The organism is Bradyrhizobium sp. dw_78 (genome assembly GCF_018449525.1).
In the GTDB taxonomy this organism is placed as follows: Bacteria; Pseudomonadota; Alphaproteobacteria; order Rhizobiales; family Xanthobacteraceae; genus Bradyrhizobium.
Genome location: NZ_JAAVUS010000013.1, coordinates 111,113 through 123,557, shown reverse-complemented (window position 1 = coordinate 123,557; position 12,445 = coordinate 111,113). Strand labels below are relative to the sequence as shown.

The window sequence follows — 12,445 nt, the reverse complement described above, 5'->3', positions numbered from 1 at the left end:
GGGACACGTCATCATGAGCAGCACTACCGAACCGTCGGGCACGATCGAAATCGCCCCGATCGCCGATTCCAGCCTTCTCGCGTTTTACCGCGATATGAATTCGCCGGAGCGGCGGACGTTCTGGGCATGCGCCGCGGGCTGGGCGCTCGACGGCATGGATTTCATGATCTATCCGCTCGTGATCGGCACCCTCATCGCCATGTGGAAGGTCGACGCCGGCACGGCCGGATTTGCCGGCACCCTCACCTTGCTCGCCTCCGCGGTCGGCGGCTGGCTCGGCGGCTATCTGGCCGACCGCATCGGCCGCGTCAAAACCCTGCAACTGACGATCCTGTGGTTCTCGGTATTTTCGCTGATCTGCGCCTGCGTGCAGAATTTCGATCAGCTCCTGATCGCCCGCACCTTGCTCGGCCTGGGCTTCGGCGGCGAATGGGCCGCGGGCGCGGTGTTGATGGGCGAGTCGATCCGGCCGCAATATCGCGGCCGCGCGGTCGGCTCGGTGCAATCGGGCTGGGCGGTCGGCTGGGGCCTTGCCGTGCTGGCGCAGGCTGTCCTGTTCTCCTGGCTGCCGCCGGAAACCGCCTGGCGCTGGATGTTCGCGGTCGGCGCGCTGCCGGCGTTGCTGGTGTTCTTCCTGCGCCGTTATGTAGAAGAACCGGAGGTCGCCGCGGCCACGCTGGCGCGGCAGAACGCAAGCGGTGTCCGGCCGAAGCTGCACGAGATCTTCAGCAGGCCCATTCTCAAGACGACCATCCTGGCGTCGCTGGCGGTGACGGGATGTCAGGGCGGCTATTACGCCATCACGTTCTGGGTGCCGCGCTTTCTCACCACCGAACGCAAGCTCTCGATCGTCAGCTCGACCGGCTATCTCGCCGCGCTGATCATCGGTTCCTTCATCGGCTATCTGGCCGGCGCGTGGCTCGCCGACCGGATCGGCCGGCGCAAGCTGTTCCTGTATACTTCGCTCGGCGCCATTGCCATCGTCCTGGTTTACACGCAGCTGCCGCTGACCAATGAGGTGCTGTGGGTGCTGGGCTTTCCGCTCGGCTTCTTCGCCTCGGCCTATTTCTCCGGGGTCGGCGCCTTTCTGACCGAGCTTTATCCGACTCGGCTGCGCGGTTCGGGCCAAGGCTTCTGCTATAATTTCGGCCGCGGCATCGGCGCCTTATTTCCCTATCTGGTCGGCATGCTTTCCAGCTCGACGTCGCTTGCCAATGCCATCGCGATCTTCGCCACGGCGGCTTACTGCCTGTTCTTCCTGGCGGCATTCGCACTGCCGGAAACGCGCGGCCGCATCCTGCATGCGGACGGCTAGAGTCTCTCTTTTCGTTTGACGCGTTTTTGGCACGCGAACCGGAAGCCGCCCCGCTATCCAAGTCCGGGGCAGGCTTTCGCTCGAAACCGCTACGGTAGACTCTCGAGGAAAGCCTTACGCAGGACGCGTCAGCGTCCAACAGCGTAAGGCCCGCCCTTTTCAAGCGCCCGTTGATAGGCCGGGCGCGCGTGGATACGTTCGAGAAACGCCATCGCCCTGGGATGGCCTTGATCGAGCCCGGCGCGCGCCGCGGCGGCTTCGAGCGGAAAGCTCATCTGGATGTCGGCTGCGGTGAATTCATCGCCGGCAAACCATTGGCTTTTGCCGAGTTCGCTTTCCCAGAACGCCATGTGCTGTTTAAGCTGCGGATCGACCAGCGCGGTCAGCGCCTGGCCGGATATCCTGCGCACCAAAGGCCGCAACAGCGCCGGCGCGCGTCTCGGCATCAAGGTGAACAGCAGTTTCAACAATAGCGGCGGCATCGCGGAGCCCTCCGCGTAGTGCAGCCAATAGGTGAAGCGCAGCCGCTCCGGCGTTTTGGGCGGCGGAATCAGACGCCCCTCGCCATAGGCATCGAGAACATATTCGGCGATCGCGCCCGATTCCGCGATGGTGTTGCCGGTGTCGGTGATGACGGGCGACCGGCCGAGCGGATGGATCGCCTGTAATTCCGCAGGCGCCCGCATGTCCGGCAGGCGCTGGTAGCGGACAATTTCGTAAGGCACGCCCAGCTCCTCGAGGAGCCATAACACGCGCTGCGAGCGCGAATTGTTGAGGTGGTGGACGGTGAGCATGGCGAGTCCCCCGGCTTGACACGATCAGGGTCGCGCCCGCCGTCGGGCGTAAAGTCGAGCTTTTCTCGATTTGATATTACCCGGAGTTTATTGACGCCGGTAATTTATCCGGGTAATATTCAATTACGTAACGAGGAGCTTTCTATGAATCCGATCTCCAATGCTGCCTATCTGGCTTTCGAAGGCGACCGCCGGATCGCCGCCGGCGACCTTCATGAGGTCGCCCGCGCGGCGAAGGAGATGCTCGAACAGCGAACGGACGCCTCGGTTCTGGTTTTCGATGGCGCGACCAGCGAGCAGGTCGAGTTCGACCTTCGCGGCAGCCTCGACGAGGTGCTGGCCCGCCTGCCGGTTCACGGCGCGACACCGATCCCAGGCGATGCCCCGCCGGACATTCCGCCAAACCGCGGCCCCGGCCGCCCGAAACTCGGGGTGGTGGCGCGCGAGATCACGCTGCTGCCGCGGCACTGGGAGTGGCTGGCCGGCCAGCCCGGCGGCGCGTCGGTCGCGATCCGCAGGCTGGTCGATCAGGCCCGGCGCAGCGGCGAGGACCGGGATCGCATCCGCGCCGCCCAGGACGCGGCCTACCGCTTCATGTCGGTGATGGCCGGCAACAAGCCGCATTTCGAGGATGCGATCCGCGCCTTGTTCGCGCCGGACCCGGTCCGTTTCGGAGAATTGATCGCGCCTTGGCCCGTGGACGTGCGCGATCATGCCGCCAGCCTTGCAAACCGGACCTTTCGCCGGGAAACACTGCCGCTCGCCGGTTGATCCCGAAACTGTGAACCGATATTCTGGTTGGAATGATAAGGATCATATAAGAACCATCCTGTCCGAGGGAGACCGCCGTTGAGCCTGACCGCCCCGCAATTCATGTTCGATTTCGGCAGCCCCAACGCCTTTCTCAGCCACGAGGCGATCCCGGCGATCGAACAGCGCACCGGCGTAAAATTCGAATATGTCCCCATCCTGTTGGGCGGCGTCTTCAAGGCCACCAACAACAAGTCGCCGGCCGAAACGCTGGCCGGCATCAAGAACAAGCGCGAGTTTCACGCGATCGAAACTGAGCGCTTCGTCAAACGTTTCGGCGTCAGACCCTACACCGCAAATCCGTTTTTTCCCGTCAACACGCTGCATCTGATGCGTGCCGCGATCGCCGCGCAGTTCGAGGGCGTGTTCGAGCCATATGTCGAAGCGGCGTTTCATCACATGTGGGTCGAGCCGAAGAAAATGGACGACCCGGAAGTGGCGGCCAAGGCGCTCGGCGCATCCGGCCTCGACGCGGCCAAATTGCTCGCCCGCGCGCAGGAGCCCGACATCAAGGCCAGGCTGATCGAGAATACCCAGGCGGCGGTCGAACGCGGCGCGTTCGGCTCGCCGACTTTCTTCGTCGGCAAGGAAATGTTTTTCGGCAAGGAACAGTTGCGCGAGGTCGAGGAATTGATCTCGGGGAAATAGCCTTAGGTAAATCCTCATGGTGAGGGGCCGCGCATCGCGCGGCGTCTCGAACCATGTGGCCTTTATGGTCTCATCCTTCGAGACGCGGCGAAGACGCCGCTCCTCAGGACGAGGAGAGCGGAGTACGCATCATGGAAAAACGCAACGCGACCGTCGCGGTGATCGGCGCCGGCGATTATATCGGCGCCGAGATTGCGAAGAAATTCGCCGCTGAAGGCTTTACGGTGTTCGCCGGACGCCGCAACGGCGAAAAGCTCGAACCGCTGGTGAAGGACGTCGAGGCCGCCGGTGGAACGATTTTCGGCCGTTCGCTCGACGCCCGAAAAGAGGACGAGGTTGTGGCTTTTCTCAACGATGCCGACAAGCATGCGCCGCTGGAAGTCACGATTTTCAACGTCGGCGCCAATGTCAATTTTCCGATTCTCGAAACCACCGACCGCGTGTTCCGCAAGGTCTGGGAAATGGCGTGCTGGGCCGGCTTTGTTTCCGGCCGGGAATCGGCGCGGTTGATGCTGCCGCACGGCAAGGGCAACATCTTCTTCACCGGCGCCACCGCCTCTCTTCGCGGCGGCAGCGGCTTTGCGGCCTTCGCCAGCGCCAAATTCGGATTGCGCGCGGTGGCGCAAGCGATGGCGCGCGAACTCGGCCCAAAGAACATCCATGTCGCCCATCTGATCATCGATTCCGGCGTCGATACCGCCTGGGTGCGCGAGCGCCGGGAAAAGCTGTGGGGCAAGGAAGCGCTCGACAATCCGGACCTGTTGATGCCGCCGGCCTCGGTGGCCGCCTCCTACTGGCAGCTCTACCAGCAACCGCGCAGCGCCTGGACCTTCGAACTCGAAATCCGCCCGTTCGGAGAAAAATGGTAGCTCTTTGACTTATCCGTCATGGCCGGGCTTGACCCGGCCATCCACGTCTCATCTGTTTCCGCTTGGCAGAGTAAGACGTGGATGCCCGGCGCGAGGCCGGGCATGACAAGGACGTAAGGCCCCGGGAAACGGGGTCGCCAACGCAGGAGAACTGAACAATGCGTATTCTAGTGGTCGGCGCCGGCGCCATCGGCGGATATTTCGGAGCGCGGTTGCTGCAGGCCGGCCGCGATGTCACCTTTCTCGTTCGCCCGCGGCGCGCCTCCGAGCTCGCCTCCGCCGGCCTTGTGATCAAGAGCCCGAACGGCGACGTGACGCTGAAAAATCCGCCGGCCGTTCAGGCCGATACGCTCAACGAAAAATTCGACGTCGTTCTCTTGAGCTGCAAGGCGTTCGATCTCGAGGATGCGATCAAGTCGTTCGCACCCGCGGTCGGGCCTCAGACCTCCATCGTCCCGCTGCTCAACGGCATGCTGCATCTCGACGTGCTCGACAAGAAATTCGGCCGCGAGCGCGTGCTCGGCGGACTGTGCGCGATCGCGGTGACGCTGAACGACAAACGCGAAGTGATCCAGCTCCAGCCGATGCAGTCGCTCACTTTCGGCGAGCGCGACGGCACCGTGTCGGATCGGGTTCGCGCCATCGCCGAGGTCTTCGCCAGCGGCAATTTCGGCTCGGCCGCCAGCGAAAACATCATCCAGGATATGTGGGAAAAGTGGACGTTCCTGGCGACGCTTGCAGCTTCCACCAGCCTGATGCGGGCCCCGGTCGGGATCATCCTGGCCGCTCCCGGCGGCAGGGATTTTATCCTCGGCATGCTCGACGAAATCAGCGCGATCGCCGGCGCGCAGGGCCATGCGCCGCGGGCGCCGTTCCTGGAGCGCAGCCGCGGCATGCTCACCACGGAGGGGTCGCAGCTGACAGCGTCGATGTTCCGCGACATCAAGATGGGCGCACAGGTGGAGGCCGACCATGTGGTCGGCGACCTGATCGCCCGCGGCGATGCCGCCAAGGTGCCGGTGCCGAAGCTGCGCACCGCCTATACCCATCTCAAGGCCTATGAGAAGCTGCGCGCGTAGTTGCACTTGATCTTGTGGCTGTCCCGGCAACCGCCGGGACAGCCAATGGTTACAAATGCGCGAGATAATGCGCGAGCGCGGTGATTTCTTCGTCGCTCAGGGGATAGGCGACATCCGTCATCGCGGCTCCGGCGCCGCCGGTCCGCACACCGGACTTGTAGTCGTGCAGCGCCTTGACGAGATATTCCTCGCGCTGGCCGGCGATACGGGCGACAGCTTTCGTTCCCGCATATGAATCGGTATGGCACGAGGCGCAGCGCCGGCCGGCCGCGGCCTCCGCGCCTTTCCCGGACAGATCTGGATTGTCGTCGGGCTTCGGATCCCTGGGCGGCGTGAGCGAGGCGAAATAGGCGCCGAGATTGCGGATGTCCTCGTTGCCGACCTGCTCGGCGATCGGCTGCATCTGTTCGTTCTTGCGCGCGCCGCCACGGAAAAAGACCAGCTGCCACTGGATGAACTGATCCTGCTGCCCCGCCAGCGAGGGAATATTCTCGGTCTGCGAAATGCCGTTCTCGCCGTGACAGCCGGCGCAAAGCCCAGCTTTCTCCTTGCCGGCAGCGATGTCGGCGGCGTGGGCGAATGATCCGCAGATCATTGCAACTGACAGCATCCCGGCCAAAGCGGCTCGCATCACGACTCCTTATCTCTCATCATCGCCGGGCACGAGACGACATAGAAGAAGCTGCGGCCGCCTGTTAAAGCAGCCGCAGCCCGGAACCTTGCAGGCTTACTTCCTGCTGTAGCTGATCCGGTAGATCGCACCGGCCCAGTCGTCGGCGACGAGGATCGAACCATCCTTGGCGAGGATGATATCGTCCGGCCGGCCGAGATAGCCCTGGTCGCCTTCGATCCAGCCGGACGCGAACACCTCCTGCTTGGGATTCTTGCCTTCGGGATCGACGATCACGCGCACGATCCGGCCACCCTGGTATTTATGCCGGTTCCAGGAGCCGTGTTCGGCGATCAGGATGTTGTTCTTGTAATCGGCGGGGAACTGGTCGCCGGTATAGAACTTCATGCCGAGCGGGGCCACATGCGCGCCGAGCTTGAGCACCGGCGGAGTGAATTCCGAACATTTGTGGCCCATCGCAAATTTCGGATCGGGCGTGTCGCCCTGGTGGCAATAGGGATAGCCGAAATGCTCGCCGAGCCGCGAGATCATGTTGAGCTTGTCGCTCGGCATGTCGTCGCTCATCCAGTCGCGTGCGTTTTCGGTGAACCAGTATTTGCCGCTGCGCGGATCGACATCGCCGCCGACGCTGTTGCGGACGCCGAGCGCCACCAATTCGGCATTGCCGCTCTTGGGATCGACGCGGCGGATCTGCGACACGCTGGTCGGCGGCATGCCGATGTTGAAGGGAGGTCCGAACGGAATATAGAACCAGCCTTCTTTATCCGGCGCGATATATTTCCAGCCATGCGCCGCATAGGACGGCATGTCGTCATAGACCACGGTGCCGTCACCGAGATGATCGAGATTGGCTTCCGCGTTGTCGTACCGGATCAGCCTGTTGACCGCGACGACATATAGCGCACCGTCCTTGAAGGCGAGACCGGTCGGCATGTTCAGGCCCTTGAGGACCGTCTTGACCTCGCGCTTGCCGTCCTTGTCGGTGATGGCATAGACGTTGCCGAGGCCGAACGAGCCGACGAACAGCGTGCCCTTGTCGCCCCAGGCCATCTGCCGCGCGGCCAGCACGCCGGGAGCCCAGACCTCGATCTTGAAGCCCGGCGGCAATTTGATCTTCTTGATCAGCGCCGCGAGTTCGGCATCCGACGATCCGGTCGGCGGGCCCGATGGCGGCGCAAGGCCCTTTTGCGTCTCGGTTTCGTCGCCAAGGAACCAGTCATCCGGCGGATGCGTCCAGAATTCCTTGCTGCCCGACTGATAGTTGTGAAGCTTTTGCTGGGCTTTGACCTGGGCGGCCCCCGCAACAACAGCGATTGCTGCGAGCGCAAGAACAGATCGATTGAACATCGATTTCATCGCGTCACTCCCTGTGCAGCCATGCGGCTGCTTGCATTATTTATTTTGAAGGCTTCGAGACGAAGTTTGGTCTGGATGAAATGATCCGACCGCAAAATGTTAGCACGTTCATTGCGGGAGAGAAGCTTCATTGTGGAAGCGCGCCGCGCGGCTCCATGACGTCACCATGAATTTGGGAAGAAGTTTCTCCGGGCAGCCTTCGTCCGAGACGATTTCCGTGCGCGTTGCGCTGCGGCATCGCTGCAAGATGCCGGTTCGGGCGACGGCCGCGAGATCCATCGCATCCTGATTGGAGATCAGGATTATCTGATACCCCCGATTAACCTAGCTTTGACTTATGGCTGGTTAACTACGGATTGTGGCGGCGGTCATTCCGCCCGGCGTTATTGCGTGAGTAAAATTTATGAATCGTGCCCGCGTTATCGTTCTGGGAATAGCCCTCTGCGCGGGCAGCATTGCCGCTTACCTCGTCAGCGGATCGGACAGTAAACCTCCAGCCCCTGCCGCGCCCGTCGCTCAATTGCCAACTGTCGATGTTCTGGTTGCGAAGGGCGACATTGTGCTCGGCCAGAAGATCGCGCCGGACGCACTTCAATGGCAGACGTGGACTGAATCAACGGCGAGCAGCAGTTTCATTCGCCGCAACGATCGTCCGGAAGCCATGACGCAACTGACGGGGTCGATCGCTCGCGCGCCCTTCATCGCGGGCGAGCCGATCCGCGAACAGAAGCTGGTCAAGGCGGATGGATCGGGTTTTATGGCCGCCATTCTGCCAACCGGCATGCGCGCGGTATCAACGGATATAAGCCCGGAAACCGGCGCAGGCGGCTTTATTCTGCCCAATGATCGGGTGGATGTCGTGCTATCGAAGCATGAAAAAGCGACATCGAGTGCCGACGCCCCTTCGGTTGACATGGTCACGTCGCAAGTCGTTCTGAGCAATATACGCGTTCTGGCTATCGATCAGGCCCCCAAGGAAAAGGACGGCCAAAATGCGGTGCTGGGAAAAACGGCCACGCTGGAATTGACGCGCGATGACGTGGCGATTCTGACAAAGGCGCGCCTGAGCGGCACCATATCGCTGGCACTCCGCAGCATCGCCGACAGTAAGGCTCGCGTTGCGGCCAAGGACAACGACAGCCAGGACGACAGACTAGTCACCGTCTATCGGGGTACGAGCGGCCAACAAGAGATTTTGGTTTGCGACCCTTCTTGCGGGAAGCGGTAAAGCTCCAACGGCCCACAGACGCGCAGGCTTTAAGCGCGCTCCATCCGGCGAAGACAGGCGCTGGCGAATTGTCTTCGCCCTCAGCCTCTTCGTCGATCAGGGTGTAACCCTCGCCGTCATCATCCGCGACGTTGGCAGCCTGACGTGCTGCGCGCCGGGCGACGTTTTCCAGAACCCTGGGAGATTTCGCCGGAGGGGGAAAATCCGGCTAGGTATTGGAGCGGGCGAAGGGATTCGAACCCTCGACCCCGACCTTGGCAAGGTCGTGCTCTACCCCTGAGCTACACCCGCATCCGATAGGCTGGCGGCGATCCCGCCGACAACGGGCAGAGCTATGCCAAATGCGGACCCCGAATGCAACAGCCCTGCGAAGGTATGGAATCGGTCTTTCCGCCCGATATCGGCGATAAAACGCCAAATCCGCACGGAATGGCGCCGATAGTGGCCCTGCTGCCGGTAAATATCGTCATGACCGCCTTTCAGGACCGCCTTGGCCAGGCGGTTTTATCGATCACGGGGCTTTCGCGGAGGGTTCGCGGCGAAACGGCGCGACGGCCAGGGAACCGATTGAAATTTGCGGACCACCCGCCACTTAGGGAACAGAACTTTCTGAACCACCGGGCAGGGCCGTGCTAGGATGAGGTCCAATCCCCCACACATCAGGCGAGGCTTTCGTGACGATCATTGAGCAGGGCAATGGACCGGCGCCAAACGCCGCGGTCGATCTGATCAAGGAAACGACCACCCAGACATTCGTAAAGGACGTCATCGAGGAGTCGAAGCGCCAGCCGGTGCTGATCGACTTCTGGGCGCCGTGGTGCGGCCCCTGCCGCCAGCTCACGCCGATCCTCGAAAAGGCGGTCCGCGCCGCCAACGGCAAGGTCAAGCTGGTCAAGATGAATATTGACGAGCACCCGGCGATTCCGGGCCAGATGGGGATCCAGTCGATCCCGGCAGTGATCGCGTTCGTGGGCGGCCAGCCCGCCGACGGTTTCATGGGCGCGGTTCCGGAAAGCCAGGTCACAGCCTTCATCAACAAGCTGACATCGGCCATGCCGGGCGCGGGTCAGCCCGATATCGCGGAAATCCTGCAGGAGGCCGAAGCGGTGCTGGCGGAGGGCGATCCGGCGGCGGCCGCGCAGATCTATACCGAGGTACTGGCGGCCGACGCCACCAATATCGCGGCGCTCGCGGGACTTGCGAAATGCTATGTCGCGACCGGTGCCATCGAGCAAGCCAAGCAGACGCTCGCCATGGTCCCGGAATCGAAACGCAATGACGCCGCGGTCAAGGCGGTGCAGGCGTCACTCGATCTCGCCGAGCAGGCCAAGTCGGTCGGGCCAGTGACCGAGCTGGAACAGAAAGTCGCGGCAAACCCGCTCGACCATCAGGCGCGCTTCGATCTGGCGACCGCGCTCAACGCCAGCGGCAAACGCACCGAGGCAACCCAGCAACTGCTCGAGATCGTCAGGCGCGACCGCAAATGGAACGACGACGGCGCGCGCAAACAGCTGGTGCAGTTCTTCGAGGCCTGGGGCGGCGCGGATGAAGCCACCATCGAGGGCCGAAAGCGGCTGTCGACAATCTTGTTCTCCTGAAAACACTTCGCTGGAGCGGGATGGGTTTTCTTCACGTCGCCGTCCCGCTCCATATCTCCTTATCCGGGCATGATCCTTTCGGAAAACCGGGCCCCCTTTTCCGGATCATGCTCTAACCGGGGATCGCCCATGCCGATCAATGCCGAATATCGCGGACCCGGTGAGCTTCCCGAGGTGATCCCGGTGTTTCCGCTCGCCGGCGCGCTGTTGCTGCCGCGCGGCCAGATGCCGCTCAATATCTTCGAGCCGCGCTATCTGGCGATGGTCGACGATTCCTTTCGCGACGGCCACAGGCTGATCGGCATGATCCAGCCGGACACCACCCATTCGGCCAATGAAGCCAAGCCGATGCTGTTTCGTGTCGGTTGCGTCGGCCGCATCACCCAGCTCGCGGAGTCCGGCGATGGCCGTTATATCCTTGAGCTGACCGGCATCACGCGGTTCAGGGTGGTCGAGGAGATCGACGTGCTGACCTCCTATCGGCAGTGCAAGGTGGATTATTTTCGCTATATCGACGATTTCACCGCGCGCAAGGGTGAGGAGGCCGTCGATCGCGAGGCCTTGCTGTCCGTGCTGACGGATTTCCTCAAGGTGAACAATCTCAAGGTCGATTGGGAAGGCGTCGAAAGCGCCCCGAACGAAGCCCTGGTCAACGCGCTGGCCATGATGTCGCCCTATGGGCCGCCGGAAAAACAGGCGATGCTGGAGGCGCCCGACCTGAAAACCCGCGCCGAGATCCTGGTCGCGGTCACGGAAATGGATCTGGCGAAAAAGCGCACCAGCGGCGGCGACCCGCCGCTGCAGTAGGGATTCAGCCGCCGATCATCGGTATTGACGCATTTAGCAACGCACTTCCGGCCACGGACTTATCGCTATATTCGCCTGGCGAATATGCTACAGCCTCGACCGATCCAGCCGGAGACTACAACCATGACCGCCCCGCCCGAGCGCCCGGAAGGCACCGTCGATCCCAAGCTTCTGGAAATCCTGGTCTGCCCGATCACCAAGGGCCCGCTCGAATTCGACGCGGCGCGGCAGGAATTGATCTCGCGTTCGGCCAAGCTGGCTTATCCGATCCGCGACGGCATCCCGATCATGCTGCCGGAAGAGGCGCGGAAGATCGACTAGCCGATGCGCGTCCGGACGATCGCCCTGGTGCTCGCGGCATTCGGCCTTTCGGTTATGGCCATCGGCGCGTCCGCCACAGAAAGCCAAATTCGTGTCGGCGCCATCGACGCCGTGCTGACGACACCACCCGATGTTGAGCGTCCGCCTGTCGCCTTGTTGATCGCGGGATCCGGATCGACCGACCACGACGGCAATGGGCCGCAGCTCAAACCTGCGACCCTGAAGAAGCTTTCGGACGCGCTGGTCGCGCACAAGATCGCGACACTCCGCTACGACAAGCGCGGCGCCGGCGGATGGAAGCCGCAATTCGGCCGGCCGGAGGATTTCCGCTTCAAGGATTATGTCGACGACGCCGCGGCGCTAGTGAATTACCTGCGCGGCAGCCGGCAATTTTCGCATGTCACCCTGGTTGGCCACAGCGAGGGTGGTCTGGTGGCGATCCTGACCGCGGGCCGCCTGCCGGTCGACCGTCTGGTACTGCTGGCGACCGCGGCACGGCGGCAGGGCGATCTGATCAAGGACCAGCTTGAGAAAAAGCTGGCGCCGGACGTCTACGCACCGATCGCAACCGCCATCGACGCCATCATGGCGGGACAGATCGTCGACCCGCCACCGCGCGGACTGGCGATCGACCCGTCGATGCAGCCGGGCATGGCTTCCGCCTTCGCGGAAGATCCGATCGACCCGTTGAAAAAGATCGACGCGCCGACGCTGATTATCGCCGGCGGCCGCGACCTGCAGATCGCGCGCGTCGATTTCATTGCGCTCGGCGCGGCCTCGCCGGTGGCGAAGACGGTGTGGCTGCCGGACATGAATCACGTGCTGGTCGACGTCACCGATGACGCGGATGATTTCGCGGCCTACAACCAGCCCGAACGGGTGCTGGATCCCGGTCTGATCGATTCCGTGACGGATTTTATCCTCGCCGGCGAAGCAAGATGATCCTTGAGCAGCCGTATCGGCCGCTCCTCACGACGTCTTACTCTGCT

13 protein-coding genes and 1 tRNA gene are annotated in these 12,445 nt (G+C 62.6%); 10 read left to right on the top strand and 4 right to left on the bottom strand.

Going from position 1 to position 12,445, the window contains the following annotated elements; translation table 11 throughout:
- Window positions 1–13: 13 nt before the first annotated feature.
- Window positions 14–1,315 carry an MFS transporter gene (locus HB630_RS26215; RefSeq protein ID WP_213775611.1) on the top strand — a complete coding sequence of 434 codons (1,302 nt, stop codon included), beginning with the start codon at window positions 14–16 and terminating at the stop codon, window positions 1,313–1,315.
- Between the two features lie 128 nt (window positions 1,316–1,443).
- Here the strand turns inward: HB630_RS26215 and HB630_RS26210 are convergent, their stop codons facing one another.
- On the bottom strand, window positions 1,444–2,109 hold the full coding sequence (locus tag HB630_RS26210; protein WP_213775610.1) for a glutathione S-transferase: 666 nt from the start codon (window positions 2,107–2,109) through the stop codon (window positions 1,444–1,446).
- A 144-nt stretch (window positions 2,110–2,253) separates the two neighbouring features.
- Between HB630_RS26210 and HB630_RS26205 the strand changes: the two genes are divergently transcribed.
- The 4 genes from HB630_RS26205 to panE all read left to right on the top strand — a co-directional run bounded on the left by HB630_RS26205 (window position 2,254) and on the right by panE (window position 5,515).
- Window positions 2,254–2,880, top strand: a complete 627-nt coding sequence (locus HB630_RS26205) for a DUF2239 family protein (protein ID WP_213775609.1) — start codon at window positions 2,254–2,256, stop codon at window positions 2,878–2,880.
- 78 nt (window positions 2,881–2,958) lie between these two features.
- A complete protein-coding gene (locus tag HB630_RS26200) occupies window positions 2,959–3,567 on the top strand; it encodes a 2-hydroxychromene-2-carboxylate isomerase (protein ID WP_249781059.1) in 609 nt (202 codons plus the stop codon).
- A 131-nt stretch (window positions 3,568–3,698) separates the two neighbouring features.
- Window positions 3,699–4,436, top strand: a complete 738-nt coding sequence (locus HB630_RS26195; RefSeq protein WP_213775608.1) for an SDR family oxidoreductase — start codon at window positions 3,699–3,701, stop codon at window positions 4,434–4,436.
- Between the two features lie 158 nt (window positions 4,437–4,594).
- The gene (panE, locus tag HB630_RS26190) at window positions 4,595–5,515 is read left to right on the top strand and encodes a 2-dehydropantoate 2-reductase (protein WP_213775607.1); all 921 of its coding nucleotides are present in this window, start codon (window positions 4,595–4,597) and stop codon (window positions 5,513–5,515) included.
- Between the two features lie 49 nt (window positions 5,516–5,564).
- Here the strand turns inward: panE and HB630_RS26185 are convergent, their stop codons facing one another.
- Window positions 5,565–6,146, bottom strand: a complete 582-nt coding sequence (locus HB630_RS26185; protein ID WP_213775606.1) for a c-type cytochrome — start codon at window positions 6,144–6,146, stop codon at window positions 5,565–5,567.
- A gap of 96 nt (window positions 6,147–6,242) precedes the next feature.
- The gene (locus HB630_RS26180; protein WP_213775605.1) at window positions 6,243–7,502 is read right to left on the bottom strand and encodes a PQQ-dependent sugar dehydrogenase; all 1,260 of its coding nucleotides are present in this window, start codon (window positions 7,500–7,502) and stop codon (window positions 6,243–6,245) included.
- A gap of 403 nt (window positions 7,503–7,905) precedes the next feature.
- Between HB630_RS26180 and cpaB the strand changes: the two genes are divergently transcribed.
- Window positions 7,906–8,730, top strand: a complete 825-nt coding sequence (gene cpaB, locus HB630_RS26175) for a Flp pilus assembly protein CpaB (protein ID WP_213775604.1) — start codon at window positions 7,906–7,908, stop codon at window positions 8,728–8,730.
- A gap of 216 nt (window positions 8,731–8,946) precedes the next feature.
- Here the strand turns inward: cpaB and HB630_RS26170 are convergent.
- Window positions 8,947–9,021, bottom strand: a tRNA-Gly gene (locus HB630_RS26170).
- A gap of 383 nt (window positions 9,022–9,404) precedes the next feature.
- On the opposite strand from HB630_RS26170, the gene trxA reads away from it, so the two are divergent.
- The 4 genes from trxA (at window position 9,405) to HB630_RS26150 (ending at window position 12,398) form a co-directional block, all read left to right on the top strand.
- The gene (gene trxA / locus HB630_RS26165; protein WP_213775603.1) at window positions 9,405–10,328 is read left to right on the top strand and encodes a thioredoxin; all 924 of its coding nucleotides are present in this window, start codon (window positions 9,405–9,407) and stop codon (window positions 10,326–10,328) included.
- A 129-nt stretch (window positions 10,329–10,457) separates the two neighbouring features.
- A complete protein-coding gene (locus tag HB630_RS26160; RefSeq protein ID WP_213775602.1) occupies window positions 10,458–11,135 on the top strand; it encodes an LON peptidase substrate-binding domain-containing protein in 678 nt (225 codons plus the stop codon).
- Between the two features lie 123 nt (window positions 11,136–11,258).
- Window positions 11,259–11,456 (top strand): Trm112 family protein, encoded by a 198-nt coding sequence (locus HB630_RS26155; protein ID WP_213775601.1) that lies wholly within the window; start codon window positions 11,259–11,261, stop codon window positions 11,454–11,456.
- A 3-nt stretch (window positions 11,457–11,459) separates the two neighbouring features.
- A complete protein-coding gene (locus HB630_RS26150; protein WP_213775600.1) occupies window positions 11,460–12,398 on the top strand; it encodes an alpha/beta fold hydrolase in 939 nt (312 codons plus the stop codon).
- Window positions 12,399–12,445 lie beyond the last annotated feature (47 nt).